Below are 16,631 nucleotides of genomic sequence, written 5' to 3'. Positions count from 1 at the left end.
CCAATCTGTATCTTGATTCAGCTCCATCCATTACTAGACAATAAAATATCAGGAGCAACCTTATTGTTGCTCCTGATATTTTATACTCTTTATTTAAACTTAAAGCCTTCATAGACCAGATCTGCTTTAGGATTGGTCTTTTTGAATTCGTTGGCTAGTTTATCCATCATCCTGACAGGTCCGCACATGAAGACGGTGGTTTTGTCATCCAGAGGATAATTTTTGAAGTCTAAATAGCCAGAGACCCTGCTATCGACCAAATGAAGGTCAAACTGCGGATTCTTGGCTGCATAGTCTTTGAGTAGGTTTAGGTAAACAGCATTTTCTGCTCCAGTATAAGCGTAGTAGAAGCTGACTGGACGATTCAGATTAGTAATTTCGCGGATATAGGAAATGAAGGGCGTAATGCCAATCCCACCAGCAATCCAGATTTGTTTTTCCTGCCCCTGGTCAAGAATCATGTGACCATAAGCTCGGTCAATGGTGACCTTGGTTCCCTCTTGGATCTTGTCATAAAGTTTCTTAGTGTGGTCACCAGAGTCCTTGATGGTAAAGTAGATGATATTGTCATGGCCGCCAGAGATAGAGAATGGATGCGGCGCTTTTTCAAATCCTTCTTGGAAAATCTTGACAAAGGCAAACTGCCCATACTGATAGTCTAGCTTTTGACTAAGCTGGATCTTCAACTCCACGGTATCGTGGTTGAGGCGCTTGACTTGCAGGATTTTTCCCAGATGGCGAAAGGCAAGAGACTGGTAGAGGAAGATGATGTAAAAGCCAGAGGCTAAACCGATGATAGCGTAGAATCCGACTACGAAACCTAGTAAGGTCGGTGTTAGGAGTCGACCGCCCATCAGCATATAGGCGTGGAAGAGACCAAAGATATAGGCCAAATAAACAAAGCGGTGAATCCAGCGCCAAGCCTCATATTTGATGTGCTTGCCAAGATAGGCCACCAGAACAATGCTGACAAAGAGATAGATTCCAACATTACCAAGCTGGGCTGCCAGATGAGAGCCCCAGAGACTGCCGCCCATGGCAACATTGTGGAGAGCAAGAAGAACGACGGAAAAGATAGCGGTAAACTTATGATAAGCATACATCTTTTCGATGCCATGGAACCATTTTTCCAAAAGGGCGTTCCGAGTCGCAAGTAAAAAGGTCAGCGAAAGGGTGGTCAAGGCCAGACCGGGTACGATAAAGTTGGTCATTCCAGCTGAAGCCCAAGCATAGATGGTCAGGATTATGCTGATAGCGATAAGGGCGATTCCTTTGATAGATTTCATGATGGTTTCCTTTCTGGTTTTTATCACTACTTAGTTGTAAATGAATTTGTTACATTCTAACAAAGAAAAAACAAGCTGTCAAGATAAGAGCTTGTTTTGTTTTTGGTATGGATAGGCCAAGTCTGCCATTAGATAAGCTATAGAGGACTTTTTTGATTTTACTCTTGAACCTCTGCGGCAGTCTCTTCCTTTTTGTCAGTCTCAGACTGGCCGAAAGGCAACTGCTTGCTCCAGCGTGATAGGTTTTCTCGGATATCCTTGCCAATAGCAGAAGGCTTAGGCAAGCTAATGGAGTCTTTCCAGCTTTGGACACGCATATCCAGTAGGAGCTTGGACAAGCGCAGCAGCATGTCACGTTCTTGGTCTGTTAGAGACTTAGCATTTTTCAGGATATCAAGGACTTTGTTAAAGTTTTCAACATTGGACAGTTCATCGACAGACTGGATACCAGCATCCAAAATCAGTCCGAAAAAGAGGTCGAAAAAGTCTTTAAGTTCTTCATCTGAAACGGTGCTCACCCAATTTTTAAAAGTCTTGTCTATCTGTAGGCTCTCTGCATCTAGTGTATCCAGCAATAGGAAAGAGTCTCCCTTGATTTTCCATGAAAATGTATCGTGCTGGGCAAAGCCGCCGATGGCACTGCTTTTGACAATCCTAGCTTCCTTAGGTGTTTCCAGCATCATGCCGACGATGGAGTTCTGAGGCAGGTAGCGTTTCATCCTTTCAACCATAGCCTGATAGCCATCGCTTTCGGTGACAAAGTGATTGAGACCGGGAGAGTCATAACTGTAGATGGCTTCAATACGGTCTTGAAGCGACGTTTCCATCTGACTGGCTGCATAAGAAGCCAGGTTTCCTCCTTTGGAATGGCCGGTTAGGATAAAGTTACCGGGCAGATTTTCTAAGGCCTTCTGCAGGTAGCGGGCGGCCATTTTCTGAGCAGGGATCTGATCCATATAGGTCATGTGGAAGTCTTCCTTCCAGCCGACAATGGAGTCGTCCGTACCGCGAAAGACCAGAACATAGGTATCAGGCTTGATTTTGAACATCAAGGCAGCGAATTGCTTCTGGATATCTTGGTCAACGTCATTGACATAGCCCATCAGTTTTAGATTTTTAAAACGGGTAGAGGCTGCGGCCGAATCTAGCAGTTTCAGTCGGTTTTTGCTGACCATCATGGAGAGGTCGCGCGGTACTTGATCGGCCAAATCCAGCAGCCGGCAGTCGCAGTAAGGGGACATATCTTCATGTACCAGCTGGTCAAAAGGCAAGTAGGTTAGCTCTGTCAGGATTAGCAGATCCAGTTCATTAAAAGGTTTATCATAAATACTGTCATGCTGCACTTCTTCAAGGTAAGTAAAAATATTGCTCATATTATATCTCCAATTTCTACTAGTTAGTATAGCATATTTTTTGCTAGAATTTCTCTTTTCCAGAAAAATCCTACCTTAGACTGAGGATGATAAACAAGCAAGCGCATTTTTTGGTATAATGTTACTAGCAAGAAATCGGGAGGGAAAGATGCACAAGATTTTACTAGTAGAAGATGATCCAGTCATTCGTCAGATGGTTAAGAAAATGCTGGAACAATGGGGCTTTCAGGTAGTGGCAGTAGAGGACTTTATGGATGTGCTGACTGTCTTTGTCCGAGAGGAGCCGCATTTGGTACTGATGGATATCGGCCTGCCCTTGTTTAACGGCTATCACTGGTGTCAGGAAATCCGCAAGATTTCAACGGTGCCTATCATGTTTCTGTCTTCCCGCGATCAGTCCATGGACATTGTCATGGCTATCAATATGGGGGCAGACGACTATGTGACCAAGCCTTTTGACAATAATGTCTTTCTGGCTAAGGTTCAGGGCTTGCTGCGCCGTTCCTATGAGTTTGGAAACGACCAGAGTCTCTTGGAGCATCAGGGTGTCATTCTCAATCTCAAGTCGACAGATCTGGTCTTTGATGGCAAAGTGGTGACCTTGACCAAGAACGAATTTCAGATTTTGCGGGTCCTCTTTGAGCACGCAGATGGTATCGTAGCGCGTGATGATCTGATGAAGGAACTCTGGAACAGTGACTTTTTCATCGATGACAATACCCTATCGGTCAATGTGGCTCGCCTGCGTAAGAAGCTTGAAGAGCACGGACTGAAAAACTTCATCGAAACCAAAAAAGGAATAGGATACGGTCTCATCAATGGACACACAGGATAAATTTTTCTTTCTTAAGTCTTACCTTTATTCGCGGCGATTTTTTCTAGCTCTGCTGATTCTGCTGCTAGGCTTTATTCTTCTATTTGCCTTTGTCTTTGATGCTTACCGCAGTCTGCTGGAATATGTCGCGCTCTTGCTGGCTTTTCTGTCTTTCTTGTTTATCGGAGCAGATGCTTGGACGGCCTTTAAGAGCTATCGCAGCCAGAAGCTACAGGTCTCCGCTCAGGCTCAGACTCCTCTAGAAAAGCTCTTGCAGGAACGAGTGGAAGAGCTGGAGTACGAACAGAAGAATCAGCTCTTGGTTGAGCAGGAAAAATACAATGATTTGCTGGACTACTATACTCTTTGGGTTCATCAAGTCAAGACACCTATTGCAGCCAGTTCACTTTTGATTGGAGATTTGAAGGATAAGGAAGCCAAGTCTCAGTTGGAGCAGGAGCTCTTCAAGATTGAATCCTACGTTCATCTGGTGCTCCAGTACCTCCGTCTGGAAAGCTTCCATGATGATCTAGTTCTGAAGCAGGAAAATCTGGCTGATTTGGTCAGGGAAGTAGTCAAGAAATACGCTCTTTTCTTTATTCAGCAAGGACTCAGTCTCAATCTTCATGATCTAGACCACACGATTGTCACTGATAAAAAGTGGTTTCTAGTGATTTTGGAGCAGGTCCTGTCCAATAGTCTTAAATACACCAAAGAAGGCAGCATAGAGATTTATTTTCAAGAGGGTAGCCTCTACATCAAAGACACGGGTCTGGGGATTCAAAATGCTGATTTGCTACGGGTTTTTGAGCGCGGTTTCTCAGGCTACAACGGTCGTCTGACCCAGCAGTCATCAGGCTTAGGCCTTTACCTGTCCAAGAAAATTGCTGACCAGCTGGGACACAAGATTTCCATTGACTCTCAAGTTGGTCGGGGAACGACGGTCTCCATCGCCTTTCCTGAGAAGAAATTGATCTTTGAGTAGGAGGAAGAAAGTTGCTAGTAGTGGTTTATGATAGCCTGACTGGTTTGGGCAAGAAGTTTGCTCAAAGCCTGGAACTGCCTAGCCAGTCAGTCTGGAAAAAGCTGGAGGAACCCTGTATTTTAGTCAGCAGAAATAGCGGTGCTGGGCAGATTCCGTGGACGACCAAGCGCTTCATCAGAAAGAACAGACATCTAATCAAAGGCTTTGTCATCAATGGCAATCAGAAGCGTTATCCGCGGACCTTTTGCGGGGCAACGGATAAGATAGTGGAGCAGTACGGCCTCCGCCATATCCGTAACATAGAAGGTTCTGGAACGGAAGCAGACCGAGAAGCGGTCAAAGGCTTTTTAGAACAGTTGCATACAGAAGAAAGTTCTCATAAAAGCCACTAGGTTTTGTGCTATTTTTGACGGATGCTCCTGCATGATTTTTAAAAGTGACAAAATTGTAAGAATAAAACTAGCAAATGAAAGGTTAGGTTATGGTACCGACCTTTCTTTTTTATTATCATAGAGGCAAGAAATAAGAAGGAGACAGAAAAATGAAATCAAAAGGTATAAATGCTTTTCAGTTGAAGCTCTTCATGGCATTTCTTATGGTTTTTGACCATATCAGTCAGATACCGGGGCTGGTGCCGGAGGGCTGGGATGGCGTCTTGCATGCCCTAACCCGCTGTGTCGGAGCAGCATTTGCCTTCATGGCAGTGGAAGGCTTTCTCCACACTCGCAACCGCCTGGCTTACAATATGCGGCTCTTCTTTTGGGCAGCCCTGATGCAGACAGGAAACTGTATCCTGACGCTTCTCTTTCAGGAGAAGGGCATCTACCTCACTCACAATATCTTTCTGACCTTGGCCTGCGGTGTCCTCATGCTGAGTCTTTTCTTTGGCTTTTCTGACAATGGCGGAGCTACTAAGGATGGGAAGCGTGGTTTGCGGCTGACAGCAGGAGTATTAGTCTTGCTGGCTGGGCTTCTCTTTAGCGAAGGCGGCATGGCTCTGCTTCCTTTCATGCTCTTGACCTACCTTTTTAGAAATCAAGTCTTTTTCAGAAACTTGTCCTATGTAGCCTGGGGGGGAGTTCTCTTTGCCATGAGTATTCAAATTTATCCAACTCTGCAGGATACGCTATCAATGCTGCTCTATAATTCAGATTGGCTCTTTATCAGTGTTCTTCCTCTCTTGCACTTCTATAATGGTGAGCGAGGATCCAGCAGCAAGTGGAGCAAATATTTCTTCTATATTTTCTATCCAGCCCACCTTTGGCTAATTGCCTTGGTCGCCTTTTGGGTAAAATAAAGCCCATCTCACATCTTACAAAACTGTAAGATTGCACTTTAAAATGTAAGCTTAGGTTATGGCAGGGCGGTTGGTATTGAGATAAAATAGACTTATCAATTAGGAAGCAGTTTATAAATGCTGCTAAAAGCAGGGCTTTGATAGGTGCCTGCTAGACAGAAAGGAAGCAAGATGACATTATTAGATGTACAACACGTAAAAAAGATTTATAAAACCCGCTTTCAGGGCAGCCAAGTAGAGGCACTGAAAGACATTCACTTTACGGTAGAAAAAGGCGAATATGTCGCCATCATGGGGGAGTCAGGCTCCGGGAAATCCACCCTGCTTAACATCCTAGCCATGTTGGACAAGCCGACTGAGGGCCGTGTCTTTCTCAACGGAACTGACACAGCAACCATCAAAAACAGTCAGGCTTCCAGCTTCCGTAGGGAGAAATTAGGTTTTGTCTTTCAGGATTTCAATCTGCTGGATACCCTGTCGGTCAAGGATAATATTCTCCTGCCTCTGGTCCTCTCTCGTCGTCCCATTACCGAGATGATGCAAAAGCTGGTTACGACCTGCAATGAGCTGGGGATTAACAAGCTGCAAGAGAAGTTTCCTTATGAGATTTCCGGTGGCCAGAAGCAGCGGGTAGCAGTAGCTCGGGCCATCATCACAGATCCTGAGATTCTGCTGGCGGATGAGCCGACAGGAGCCTTGGATTCCAAGTCTTCGGCAGCGTTGTTGGATGTCTTTGACGATATCAATGCCCGCGGTCAAACCATTCTCATGGTGACCCACTCAACTGCAGCGGCTAGCCGCGCCAAGCGGGTGCTCTTTATCAAGGATGGAATTCTTTATAATCAAATCTTCCGTGGCGACAAGACCGAGCGGCAGATGTTCCAAGAGATTTCCGATACTCTGACAGTTATGGCAAGTGAGGTGGGCAATTATGTTCAAACTAACGAGTAAACTGGCTTTGTCCAATCTGGTTAAAAATCGCAGTTTGTATTATCCATTTGCTTTGGCGACGGTACTGGCAACAGCGATTTTGTATAGTTTTGTCTCACTAACTCATAGCCCCAACATGGAGGCCTCTTATGGCGGTGCAGCTGCTCGCATGACCCTGCAGTTTGGTATCCATGTCATTCAGATTGCCGTCCTTATCCTTATCACCTATGCTAATAGTTTCGTCATGAAAAACCGCTCCCGAGAGTTGGGAGTCTATAGTCTGCTGGGTATGGAGAAAAAGCATCTGTTAGTCATGACCTTCTTTGAACTCTGTGTCTTTTATCTGGCTACAGTTGGTCTGGGTATCTTGTCTGGTCTAGCTTTAGATAAGATGCTCTACGCAGTCCTTTTGAAATTGATGGGAATGCCGGCAGTTCTTGACTCGACCTTCCAATGGCAGAACGTCGGGATGACTCTAATCAGTCTAGGTGTCGCTTTTGCGGTGATTTTGTTGCTCAACTCTACCCGACTTCTACGCTATAGCTCTCTTAACCTAATGAAAGAAAAGAAAGCAGGCGAGAAGAAAGGACGCTTCCTTTTTCTGCAAACATTGCTGGGGCTCCTGCTCATGGGTGTGGCTTATTATATGGCTTTGACCGTTACCAAACCTGTCACTGCTATCGGCAATTTCTTTATAGCTGTGGTCATGGTTATCCTAGCAACCTATCTGCTTTTTAATGCAGGTTCAATTACACTATTACAATTTCTCAAAAAGCGCAAAGGCTACTATTACAAAACGCAAAATTTCATTTCTGTTTCCAATCTCATCTCGCGGATGCGTAAAAATGCAGCAGGATTGGCAACTATCTCCATTCTATCTACCATGCTCTTAGTGACTCTGGTTGGTACAATCAATATCTATGTTGGAGGTCAGGATTATATTACTACCTTGCATCCAAAGGATTACAATGTCAGCGTGGTCTTGCCGAAATCGACCGATCAGAAGGAGGCTCTGTTAGACAAGGTCCAGCAAGTCGCTCAGGACACAGATCTGAAGAAGCCAAGCTATACTACCTATCTCTACCAATCAGCCTTCATTATGAAACTGGCTGGTAATGATGTGACAGTTCCAATGCAAAGAGAGCTGGAGTCAGATACAAGTATCTTGACCAAGTCTGCAGGCACGATTACGGTCATTAATCGTCAGGATTATGAAAAAATGACAGGGGAAAAGATAGACCTGGCAGACGATGAAACTCTTGTCTATGGAAAAAATATTTCCTTAAATAAGGACAAGCCACTCCGAGTGAATGGTAAGGACTGGAAGATTAAGCAGCTTTTATCGTCGAATTTCACGCATGGGGAAATTCCTAATCCAAACGATGTGACCATGGAGCAGGGTCTCTATATGGTGGTCAATGATAGCAAAGAGGTTAATCTCGATGTGGATCATTACTACTACATTGGAGTTGCTTCAGAGACTAAGGGCAGTAAAAAGTTTGTCGAGCAAGTCCAACTGGGGTTGAGGGACACTTTGGATCAGGAACAAGCTCAAGATGGTAGCTTCGCAATGGCTAGTGACCGTTATAGTGCAGAAAAGAGCTATCAAGAACTTACTGGAACTTTGCTCTTTATCGGAGTCTTCCTCTCGGTTATCTTCCTCCTAGGAGCTGTTCTCGTGATTTACTACAAGCAAATCTCTGAAGGATATGAAGATCGCGATGGCTTTATCATCTTGCAAAAAGTTGGTTTAGATGAAAAGCAGACTAGAAGTACCATTCGCAAGCAAATCTTGACTGTTTTCTTCCTACCTCTCATCTTTGCTTTTCTACATGTAGCAGCGGTTTTTCATATGCTGCGCTTGATAGTTGCTTTATTGGGTGTGACCAATCTTTCTCTCTTAATTCAGACAACACTAGCAACTTGCGGAGTCTTCCTCCTGACCTATATTCTGGTCTTCCTTCTGACTTCACGAAGCTACCGCAAGATTGTCGCCCGCTAAGAGCAAATCCCTGACCTCTGGTCGGGGATTTTTTGATGTCTGGATTTTCACCTCTCATCTCCCTCATTTTACCGCTTGTCCAAAAAGCTGAGATTTTTCAAAAAAGACTTGCTATCATAGTCTCAGAAGTAAAGAAAAGGAGAAAAGATCATGTTAGTAGAAACGAAAAATCTTAGCAAGGTTTATGGCGATAAGGTGGCAGTCAATGATCTGAATATTCAGATTGAGAGAGGCAGTTTTACAGCTATTCTAGGCCCTAATGGTGCAGGAAAATCCACAATCATTCAGATGCTGATAGGGCTCTTGCAGCCGACATCCGGGCAGATTTGCTATGCTGAAAAGCCTAGGCTGGGTGTGGTTTTCCAAAACAGTGTATTGGACGACCGGCTGACAGTTTTGGAAAATCTGACCATCAGAGCCAAGCAGTACAAGGAAATGCCGGCAGGTAGAATCGAGCGCTTGGTCTCTCAGCTGGGCTTGTCAGCCTTTGTTAAGCAGCCTTATGGGACACTGTCTGGTGGCCAAAAGCGTCGGGTGGACATTGCGCGAGCCCTGCTCAATAGCCCTGACCTACTTTTTCTAGATGAGCCTACGACAGGCCTGGACATTCAGACTCGGGAGAGTATCTGGAGCCTGCTCAAGCAGATTCAGAAAGAAGAGCAGATGACCATTGTCTTGACAACCCACTATCTCAATGAAACTGATGATGCGGATAAGATCTATATCGTAGACCATGGTCAGGTCATTGCCAAAGGATCTGCAGACCAGATTAAGGGAAGCTACGCTCGCAATGTTTTACGGATTTTGAGCCAAGATGCAGCAGGTTTAGAGAAAAGCTTGTCAAGAGGCTGCGCTTGGGAGCAAGTCAAGGAAGGGGAATTTATCCTCCACCCTAAAACGACTCAAGAAGCACTGACCTTATTGGCTCAGGCTGGTCCCTATATCGAACAATTTGAATTCCAACCCGGAACCATGGACGATGCCTTTATGGCACTGACAGGAAGAGAGGTACGCTAATATGCTAGCTTTGATAAAACGTAATTTTTTACTTTATTTTCGCAACCGCAGTGGGGTAATTTTGTCCCTCTTCGGAGCCATTATTCCCTTTGTGCTTTATATCGTTTTTTTGAAAAATAATTACAAAGACCATTCCAGCCAGCTGATGGACTTGTGGCTGATTGGCGGCGTGTTGGCAGTTACAGGATTAACGACCACATTGGCGGCTTTCTCTCGGCAGGTCGAAGACCGGGAGCGGAAGGTGACAGACGACCTCTTTATCACAGACTTGGGACCATGGGGCTTGCAGCTTAGTTATCTTGTCAGCTCTGTCATTATCGGCTTTTTGATGCAGGTCATTATGTTTGCCTTTATGCTCAGCTATTTTACGCTGGCGGATAAAATTTCCTTTGAGTGGGGAATCCTTCCTTATCTGGTTCTTTTGATGCTCTTAAATAGCCTCTTGGCCACACTGATAAATGCTCTGATTGTTCAATGTTTCAAATCAGTGGATAGTCTGGGTAAATTGGCGACAGCAGTCGGAGCTACCTCTGGTTTTCTAGTGGGAACCTATATCCCCATTGGAATCTTGCCGAAAATGGCGCAAAATCTAATGAAGCTCACTCCTTCTAACTACATGACATCTCTATTTAGACAGGTTCTCATGAAGGAAAGTCTAGCAGATACTTTTACTAATAGCAGCCAGTCACGAGCAGCTTTTGAAAAAACAATGGGAATTCGCATTGAATGGCAGGAGCTCTTGACAAGGACAGAAACTTTCTATATAGTTGGAATAGTTTTAGTTGCAATAGCGCTTATTTGGATGGTGCAAAATATGATTGCCATCCGCCGGCTGAAACTACAATAGAATGTGAATAGGGAGTTTCCTCTTGCAAGCAAAATTTGAAACAGATCCAACCATTTCATCCAAGGATCCGCTGGTTGTGGTCAAGGCAGACCAGCTAGCGGCAGAAGCCAAGGCCATCTTAGATTATTTAGAGCAGTACAAGGCAGGGCCAAGTGGCGTCCTGCCTATCAAGTCGGATGATAAACTGGTCATGCTGAAGACTGAAGATATTATCCTAGCAGACATCAACCAGACAACTCTAATGATTTACAGCAGAGAAGGCATCTACCAGACAACAGAGACCTTGACTCGCTTTCAGCAGCGGATTAGCAGCTCGAACTTTATCCAGGTTTCTCGGCATGCTGTCATCAATATTGACCATCTGGAGTCTTTGTCTGACAGTTTTTCTGGCAATATGACGGCTAAGCTGACCAATCAAATCAAGACCGAAGTCAGCCGTCGCTATGTCAAGCTCTTGATGGAATATCTGGGAATCTAGGAGGTAAGTGATGAGTATAAAAAAATGTCTACACGCTATATTAATGGGCATCCAGACAGGGAGTGCAGTCTATCTGATTGTCCTTGCTTTCTCTATTCAAAAACATCCGCCCACAACTAGTAATATCATCAGTGTCATGGTGATGAGCGGTTTGATTGGGATCATCAGTTCAATTTTAAAAACTCTTGAAGACCGTTTCTCTTTTTTAGTCTCGATTTTACTGCATTTTGTCGCTGTCGCAGTCTTAGTATGCTGTTTCATGGTCTATAATAACTGGGGATTTTTAATTGCCAGCTGTCATTTCTGGCTGGATTTTATTCTGATTTATCTCTTTGTATGGCTCTTTCTTTACTTGGATACAAATCTTAAGACCAAGAAGATTAACAGTGCCTTGGCTAAGCGCAGAAAGGAAAAAGAACTAAGATAGTTCAAGGCTAATGAAACTTTCTAGCAAGAATATAATGAAAAATAGTTTGTATGTATAAAAACCACCTCAGGAGGTGGTTTTTTATCTGAAGAAGCTCGGAGATTTGCTTTGTGGTATACTAGAGATACAAATAAGTTGATTTTAAAAAAATTCGGAGGTGAAGATGGATAAAATGGTAAATGAAAAGATTGCATTTTTAAACAAATATACGCTATCGTCTGAAAAGAAAGTGGAGTTTGTAACCGATGAATCAACTATTTTGAATGCTCCCATTCCAGAATATTGGAAAGTTGCTTTTCTAACTGATAATTTGGAAGATAGAAAATCAGCTATTTTAGGAGAATGGAGAAAATACTTTGCAAGAGAACTAAGCAATACCATTCTTTACCTGAAAACTTATTTGACAAATATTGAGTTGATGAAAATTGGGGATGAATACTCTATTTTGTATACCATTCTTAGTTACAAGACTCAAAAGATAGCTTTCTACGAAGGGAAAAACCCACTATCTGAATCAAATTTTGGTAAAAAATTTGATTGTACAGTTGAAAATATTGATAAAATAATTGTAGACTTTTACACAAAGGTTCATAATGGTTTTTATTACTATCCGAGTAAAACAATGGGCTTGGATAGCGCTGAAAATATCGATTCTATGGCTGATTTTGAATGGGAATATGAAGACCAGCTGGAGATGGATTTGACCTCTTGCTATAACTTTTTCAGTAACGGGATGGGGACCTATATCGTTCTGGATTTGACGCAGAATATAGAAACTGGAGCTTATCTTTGGTCCACAAAAGAGCTTCCTAAAGGAAACTTAAATTTTTGGGATATCATTGATGAATGGATTATCATTGGACTGGATTTTTAAAAAGAAACTTGTGTCAATACGGTTAAAAATGGGCAAGATTTACCAGCTGCAATTTAGCGAGCTAGAAAGAGGAAAATATGGAAAAACAGATAAACGAAAAAGTGATGGAAATTGCGCAGAGCGTTCATAAGACAATACCTGTAGCTTGGGATAATCTTTATATTGGTATAAGTCTTGCTTCTGATGGAGGAGGAGTTTATTATTTTTTTAATGAAGAAGGGAAAAATGAGTATATCTACAATCTCTATATACCAAAGCAATATAGTATTCCTATTTCAGAGTTTAAAGAAAACGAAAGACGAATCTTTAGACTGGCTTGGGAATTGAGAGAAATATTTGAAAAAGAAGGACAAGCATTGTGGTCTTCTTGTACGCTAAAGGTTCTTGGTACGAAATTATCTGCTGAATTTGACTATGCACCATGGAATGAAAGTGGCTTTGGACCAAGTGCTCTTTTAAAATATTTCAAGCATAAATACCTTGGTTTTGAGTCTCGAGATGAAAAAGAGTTTGAACAGTTCAAGGCCATGGAAGCCTTTCAAAGAGATCATAATGGAAAATAGTTCCATCAAACCCAAAGCCTCCCTAGAGGCAGAACTTGGTTAGAAAGTTGGCAGTAGATATTGTTTATGTTGTTAGAACTATAGTGAACGCGAATAGGAAATCAAAAGAAAACTAAAGTAGCTGATGAACTTTTAGTAAAATAGTTAGAAATATCTGGAAAAGAAATAACCAAACTTCGAAAATAAGGGAAATTTGCTTGGCATGATTTAATGACATAAAAACAATGCGATTAATCTCGGCTATTATCAGTATTAAATTTGGACATTTAGGTAGAGTTGCAGCAGTTAAAAATTATTAGTTTTTTAGAGAGGCAGTTGTAAATAATGGAATTGAATCATCACATTTTTGGTAAACTAACATTTAATTATGGTTGGACTCGAGATATGACCGTCACTATTTTTGGTGAGCAGTATGTTTTAGAAATGATTATTGATGCAGATGATGATGGAAAATTTGAAGTAAATCAAGAAAGAGCCTATATCTTTTTTAAAGAACACTTAGATGAAATTGTAAAAGAAGCTAATTGTGCCATTGTATCATACTATAATCGTGAAATATCAAATATTGTTTCTGGTTACACAAATACAGACGAAAAACAATATTTTTTGGATAAAATTGGAGACAAAGAACAAATTTACTCTTTGTTGAAGCTCAAGCAAATCATGTTTCCTTTGACCTTTGACGAAAATGTTGAAGAATTTGGCTTTTTATGTGATTGTGATTGGGATAAGGAAAACGGACTAGCGATAAAATTTACCAACGGCGTATTGTCTGAGATTGGTCCTCAAGATATACTTTTATAGATAGTTTCTTTCTTGATAACTGACTGATTCAGGAGAAAACTGCTTGTGACTTAACCACCTTTAAGGTGGTTTTCTTCTGGTTTAATCAATGGTGATACATATTTTTTGTGATATACTAGGATTATAATAAAACAATGTAATAGACCAAATCGGAGGATAAAATGGAAAAACAAATTAATGAGAAAATGACAGAGATTATTTATAAAGTGAATGATATGATTCCGGTTGAGTGGGAAGATCTTTATATCAACTTTGAAGTGGATAAAACTCTTAGTGGCGGTGTAGTATTTTTCTTTAAATATAAAGGAGAATATCATTATTATATGGATATTCCATCTTTATTTAACATTTCTGAAGACGAATTTGATAATGAATTTATGGACTTGTTTGATTTAGGTGGTGAGATGAAGAAGATATTCATCGAGCAGGGTCTGGCAGAGTGGTCTGCCTTTACAATAAAGGTGGATGAAAATAATAGAGCCTCTTTGGACTTTGACTATGCACCATGGAATGAAAGTCAATTTGGACCAACGGCGAGAATAAATTTCTTTAGATATCAATATCTTGGCTTTAAACCTCGAAACGAAAAAGATCTTGAACAGTTCAAGGCCATAGAAGTCTTCCAAAGAAAGTACAATAGTAAATAAAAGATTATCTCTTGTACTATATCAATAAAACAAAAAAGACAAACTTAGAACTAGTTTGTCAGAAATTTAAAGCTAGGACTAACCTAGCTTTATTTTATAGTCATTTACACTCCCAATCTGATATGAGGGAAGTGGTTGTAGAGATAGTCAAAGGTTGACTGGAGTTTGGTATCTGTTGTTTTACCAATGTTCTTAATAGGCATTTGGTATTTCTTTTGATTGTTTCGAACAGCAACTAAGGTTGAGTTTCTGTTTGAAGCAACGAAGCCACGATGCATGGTGAGAATGTGGTGGTAGAGATGGACGACCTGTTTGAGATCAATCGCCTTGAAACCTCGATAGTAGGTAATGAGATGATCTTTATAAACAGCAATTTTCAGCACATCGTCGTGGAAAGAAGCTTGCTCCAGCAGGATATTGAGATTGTCCTTGGCCTCTGGATAGGCTGCATAGATTTCTTCGTAGGCAGCGATATTTTTCTTGCGGCCAATAATTCCTATAACGACAAAGAAAACACAGAGTCCAATCAAAAACAGAATGTAGAACATGAATGCAAGATTGTCAGACTCAAATTCAGTGATAGAGATATAGGAGCTGCTTGACATTACTGTGATGACTTCGGGATTGTCTGCTAGGAGACCGCGAACGAGACTACCATAATTAGAGATATATCCCTGATTTTTTTTAGGGGAGTTAGCATTAACGTAGGAGCCAACGATTCGGACAGGATTTTTTTCCAGCTCGCCCTTTTTCTCTTTTTCCAAGAGCTGGGCAATCTGCTTGTCCCCTTTTTTAGCCTGCAGACCAACATATCCGTCTTGGTAGGCAACCAGCCAAACTTGGGTATTATCGTCTACTTCAATCAGAGCTTCTGGGAAAATATATGACACTTCAGCATAGACTGCTGAATCTGCTCCAGGATTGCTATTTCGGTCATAGGCAGTCTTGGTGTTGACTTTTTGGTATTGGATAAAGCCCATCACTGCAGCAACAGCTAGAAAAATAAGAGAAATTACCATTAGGGCGATGGTACCCTGGTTTCGTCTTTCCTTGAGCATAGCTCAACCTCCAAAATATAATCTAAAAAATAATTTGATTAGCAAACTATCTTTTTTTGTATAGTATAGCATAAATGCTTGACAAGTGGCAAGATTGTGTTAAAATATGAATGAACACAAAATATAATTCATTCACAAAAGAGGCGTGGAAATGGATAAAAAAAATGAGCTCCTGGCTGCGGCTAGAGAAGTCTTTGCAGAAAAAGGCTATAAGGCAGCTGGAATTTCTGATATTGCTAAGAGAAGCCAGATGGCTGTCGGATCTTTTTACAAGTATTATGAGTCCAAGGAAGCTATCTTCTTGGAGGTTTATGTAACTGAAAATAGCCGTATACGTGAGGGAATCATGCAAAGCGTAGACTGGCAGGGCGAGCCCGAGGCAATCATTGAACAGCTTTTTGCAGTCACTTTTGAATTGATTTCACCCAATAAAATTCTGGCTGAGTGGAACAAGCCAGGGATTTCTCAGATTCTGCACGATTACTATAATCAGGATTCCGGACGAGCATCCAATGCCTTTCATCAGTTTCTGATTCAGACCTTCAGCCAGCGCTTGCAGGAAGAGGGCTTTTCGCAGGAGAAAATAGCTGAGATCATGAAGGTTTATGACTTGATTTATTACATAGACATGCATGTTACAGAACAGGATTTTTCAGGCTACTTCGATAGTCTTGAGACTTTAGTGAAATATTTTGTTAAGGGGATTTTTTCCAAATAGAGGAAATTCCTTTTCTTAAAAGCATTAGTGAATGAATTTCTAAAACTATTCATTCACAAACAAAGGAGGTGATGTCTTATGTAGTGCGAATAGGAATGGTTAGAAAGCTTTGAATGAATATTTGGAAGCGTTCATTCAAAAATAGAAAGTGAGGAAATAGAATGAACAAGCAAGGAGGATTTGCTATGAGTGGAATGGCTATTTTGGGTATCTGTCTGGTCGCGATTGGTCTTTTGACCATTGGCTACGGCGGTGTGACAGTTGGTTTTAGTTTAAGTGTGGATTTTCAGTCATTTTTAGTCGGAGGTCTCATCATTGTTCTAATCGGAGCAGCTTTGATTCCGGGCTTGCCGGCAGTTGCTAAGCTGGCGGTACTGGCTTTGACAACTTTGTCATTGCTGATTTACATTCACATGATGCCAGATTTAGAGTTTATGCTTATGCTCATCTCAGATGTTGTGGTTTTAGGCTTTGCGACCTGGTTTGCTATCCTTTTTTTAAGAAAGTAGGT

At 41.8% G+C, this 16,631-nt stretch carries 19 protein-coding genes; 16 read left to right on the top strand and 3 right to left on the bottom strand.

Annotation, left to right across the window (positions count from 1 at the left end; translation table 11 throughout):
• Nucleotides 1–89: 89 nt before the first annotated feature.
• Together QZ169_RS04560 and QZ169_RS04555 are read right to left on the bottom strand one after the other, a co-directional pair.
• Complete coding sequence (locus tag QZ169_RS04560) at nt 90–1,286, bottom strand: ferric reductase-like transmembrane domain-containing protein (RefSeq protein WP_295505103.1); 1,197 nt, start codon at nt 1,284–1,286, stop codon at nt 90–92.
• 158 nt (nt 1,287–1,444) lie between these two features.
• On the bottom strand, nt 1,445–2,659 hold the full coding sequence (locus QZ169_RS04555; RefSeq protein ID WP_295505102.1) for a DUF2974 domain-containing protein: 1,215 nt from the start codon (nt 2,657–2,659) through the stop codon (nt 1,445–1,447).
• A 148-nt stretch (nt 2,660–2,807) separates the two neighbouring features.
• Between QZ169_RS04555 and QZ169_RS04550 the strand changes: the two genes are divergently transcribed.
• From QZ169_RS04550 to QZ169_RS04485, 14 genes are all read left to right on the top strand, one after another.
• Nucleotides 2,808–3,494 (top strand): response regulator transcription factor, encoded by a 687-nt coding sequence (locus QZ169_RS04550; protein ID WP_295505101.1) that lies wholly within the window; start codon nt 2,808–2,810, stop codon nt 3,492–3,494.
• A complete protein-coding gene (locus QZ169_RS04545) occupies nt 3,478–4,458 on the top strand; it encodes a sensor histidine kinase (protein ID WP_295505100.1) in 981 nt (326 codons plus the stop codon). The genes QZ169_RS04550 and QZ169_RS04545 overlap by 17 nt, the downstream gene beginning before the upstream one ends.
• Before the next feature lie 11 nt (nt 4,459–4,469).
• On the top strand, nt 4,470–4,850 hold the full coding sequence (locus tag QZ169_RS04540; RefSeq protein WP_295505099.1) for a class Ib ribonucleoside-diphosphate reductase assembly flavoprotein NrdI: 381 nt from the start codon (nt 4,470–4,472) through the stop codon (nt 4,848–4,850).
• Nucleotides 4,851–4,999: 149 nt separating this feature from the next.
• The gene (locus tag QZ169_RS04535; protein WP_295505098.1) at nt 5,000–5,755 is read left to right on the top strand and encodes a TraX family protein; all 756 of its coding nucleotides are present in this window, start codon (nt 5,000–5,002) and stop codon (nt 5,753–5,755) included.
• Between the two features lie 171 nt (nt 5,756–5,926).
• Nucleotides 5,927–6,706 (top strand): ABC transporter ATP-binding protein, encoded by a 780-nt coding sequence (locus tag QZ169_RS04530; RefSeq protein ID WP_002899832.1) that lies wholly within the window; start codon nt 5,927–5,929, stop codon nt 6,704–6,706.
• Nucleotides 6,687–8,687 carry an ABC transporter permease gene (locus QZ169_RS04525; RefSeq protein ID WP_295505096.1) on the top strand — a complete coding sequence of 667 codons (2,001 nt, stop codon included), beginning with the start codon at nt 6,687–6,689 and terminating at the stop codon, nt 8,685–8,687. Before QZ169_RS04530 ends, QZ169_RS04525 begins: the two co-directional genes overlap by 20 nt.
• Before the next feature lie 150 nt (nt 8,688–8,837).
• Nucleotides 8,838–9,704: an ABC transporter ATP-binding protein gene (locus QZ169_RS04520; RefSeq protein ID WP_295505095.1), complete on the top strand. Its 867-nt coding sequence runs from the start codon at nt 8,838–8,840 to the stop codon at nt 9,702–9,704.
• 1 nt (nt 9,705) lies between these two features.
• Entirely contained in the window at nt 9,706–10,551 is an 846-nt protein-coding gene (locus QZ169_RS04515) for an ABC transporter permease (RefSeq protein WP_295505094.1), read from the top strand.
• A gap of 22 nt (nt 10,552–10,573) precedes the next feature.
• Nucleotides 10,574–11,029 carry a LytTR family DNA-binding domain-containing protein gene (locus QZ169_RS04510; protein ID WP_061410523.1) on the top strand — a complete coding sequence of 152 codons (456 nt, stop codon included), beginning with the start codon at nt 10,574–10,576 and terminating at the stop codon, nt 11,027–11,029.
• A 10-nt stretch (nt 11,030–11,039) separates the two neighbouring features.
• On the top strand, nt 11,040–11,456 hold the full coding sequence (locus tag QZ169_RS04505; protein ID WP_295505093.1) for a DUF3021 domain-containing protein: 417 nt from the start codon (nt 11,040–11,042) through the stop codon (nt 11,454–11,456).
• Between the two features lie 163 nt (nt 11,457–11,619).
• Nucleotides 11,620–12,330 carry a hypothetical protein gene (locus QZ169_RS04500; protein ID WP_295505092.1) on the top strand — a complete coding sequence of 237 codons (711 nt, stop codon included), beginning with the start codon at nt 11,620–11,622 and terminating at the stop codon, nt 12,328–12,330.
• A 77-nt stretch (nt 12,331–12,407) separates the two neighbouring features.
• A complete protein-coding gene (locus QZ169_RS04495; RefSeq protein WP_295505091.1) occupies nt 12,408–12,893 on the top strand; it encodes an immunity protein YezG family protein in 486 nt (161 codons plus the stop codon).
• Nucleotides 12,894–13,217: 324 nt separating this feature from the next.
• A complete protein-coding gene (locus QZ169_RS04490; RefSeq protein WP_295505090.1) occupies nt 13,218–13,697 on the top strand; it encodes a DUF6985 domain-containing protein in 480 nt (159 codons plus the stop codon).
• A 161-nt stretch (nt 13,698–13,858) separates the two neighbouring features.
• On the top strand, nt 13,859–14,344 hold the full coding sequence (locus QZ169_RS04485; RefSeq protein ID WP_295505089.1) for an immunity protein YezG family protein: 486 nt from the start codon (nt 13,859–13,861) through the stop codon (nt 14,342–14,344).
• Between the two features lie 104 nt (nt 14,345–14,448).
• Here the strand turns inward: QZ169_RS04485 and QZ169_RS04480 are convergent, their stop codons facing one another.
• A complete protein-coding gene (locus QZ169_RS04480; protein ID WP_295505088.1) occupies nt 14,449–15,402 on the bottom strand; it encodes a hypothetical protein in 954 nt (317 codons plus the stop codon).
• A 151-nt stretch (nt 15,403–15,553) separates the two neighbouring features.
• Here QZ169_RS04480 and QZ169_RS04475 point away from each other — a divergent pair, with 151 nt between their 5' ends.
• Together QZ169_RS04475 and QZ169_RS04470 are read left to right on the top strand one after the other, a co-directional pair.
• Nucleotides 15,554–16,120 carry a TetR/AcrR family transcriptional regulator gene (locus QZ169_RS04475; protein ID WP_268683208.1) on the top strand — a complete coding sequence of 189 codons (567 nt, stop codon included), beginning with the start codon at nt 15,554–15,556 and terminating at the stop codon, nt 16,118–16,120.
• 161 nt (nt 16,121–16,281) lie between these two features.
• Nucleotides 16,282–16,629 carry a hypothetical protein gene (locus tag QZ169_RS04470; RefSeq protein WP_002931247.1) on the top strand — a complete coding sequence of 116 codons (348 nt, stop codon included), beginning with the start codon at nt 16,282–16,284 and terminating at the stop codon, nt 16,627–16,629.
• Nucleotides 16,630–16,631: the final 2 nt, after the last annotated feature.

Source organism: uncultured Streptococcus sp. (assembly GCF_905372115.1).
GTDB lineage: Bacteria > Bacillota > Bacilli > Lactobacillales > Streptococcaceae > Streptococcus.
Note: the sequence above shows the minus strand (reverse complement) of the source record. Positions and strands in the feature narration are given on the sequence as shown.

Coding starts and splice junctions, on each gene's coding strand:
- QZ169_RS04560 (WP_295505103.1), bottom strand. CDS start 1,286: ATGAAATCTATCAAAGGAATCGCCCTTATCGCTATCAGCATAATCCTG.
- QZ169_RS04555 (WP_295505102.1), bottom strand. CDS start 2,659: ATGAGCAATATTTTTACTTACCTTGAAGAAGTGCAGCATGACAGTATT.
- QZ169_RS04550 (WP_295505101.1), top strand. CDS start 2,808: ATGCACAAGATTTTACTAGTAGAAGATGATCCAGTCATTCGTCAGATG.
- QZ169_RS04545 (WP_295505100.1), top strand. CDS start 3,478: ATGGACACACAGGATAAATTTTTCTTTCTTAAGTCTTACCTTTATTCG.
- QZ169_RS04535 (WP_295505098.1), top strand. CDS start 5,000: ATGAAATCAAAAGGTATAAATGCTTTTCAGTTGAAGCTCTTCATGGCA.
- QZ169_RS04530 (WP_002899832.1), top strand. CDS start 5,927: ATGACATTATTAGATGTACAACACGTAAAAAAGATTTATAAAACCCGC.
- QZ169_RS04525 (WP_295505096.1), top strand. CDS start 6,687: ATGTTCAAACTAACGAGTAAACTGGCTTTGTCCAATCTGGTTAAAAAT.
- QZ169_RS04520 (WP_295505095.1), top strand. CDS start 8,838: ATGTTAGTAGAAACGAAAAATCTTAGCAAGGTTTATGGCGATAAGGTG.
- QZ169_RS04515 (WP_295505094.1), top strand. CDS start 9,706: ATGCTAGCTTTGATAAAACGTAATTTTTTACTTTATTTTCGCAACCGC.
- QZ169_RS04505 (WP_295505093.1), top strand. CDS start 11,040: ATGAGTATAAAAAAATGTCTACACGCTATATTAATGGGCATCCAGACA.
- QZ169_RS04500 (WP_295505092.1), top strand. CDS start 11,620: ATGGATAAAATGGTAAATGAAAAGATTGCATTTTTAAACAAATATACG.
- QZ169_RS04495 (WP_295505091.1), top strand. CDS start 12,408: ATGGAAAAACAGATAAACGAAAAAGTGATGGAAATTGCGCAGAGCGTT.
- QZ169_RS04490 (WP_295505090.1), top strand. CDS start 13,218: ATGGAATTGAATCATCACATTTTTGGTAAACTAACATTTAATTATGGT.
- QZ169_RS04485 (WP_295505089.1), top strand. CDS start 13,859: ATGGAAAAACAAATTAATGAGAAAATGACAGAGATTATTTATAAAGTG.
- QZ169_RS04480 (WP_295505088.1), bottom strand. CDS start 15,402: ATGCTCAAGGAAAGACGAAACCAGGGTACCATCGCCCTAATGGTAATT.
- QZ169_RS04475 (WP_268683208.1), top strand. CDS start 15,554: ATGGATAAAAAAAATGAGCTCCTGGCTGCGGCTAGAGAAGTCTTTGCA.
- QZ169_RS04470 (WP_002931247.1), top strand. CDS start 16,282: ATGAACAAGCAAGGAGGATTTGCTATGAGTGGAATGGCTATTTTGGGT.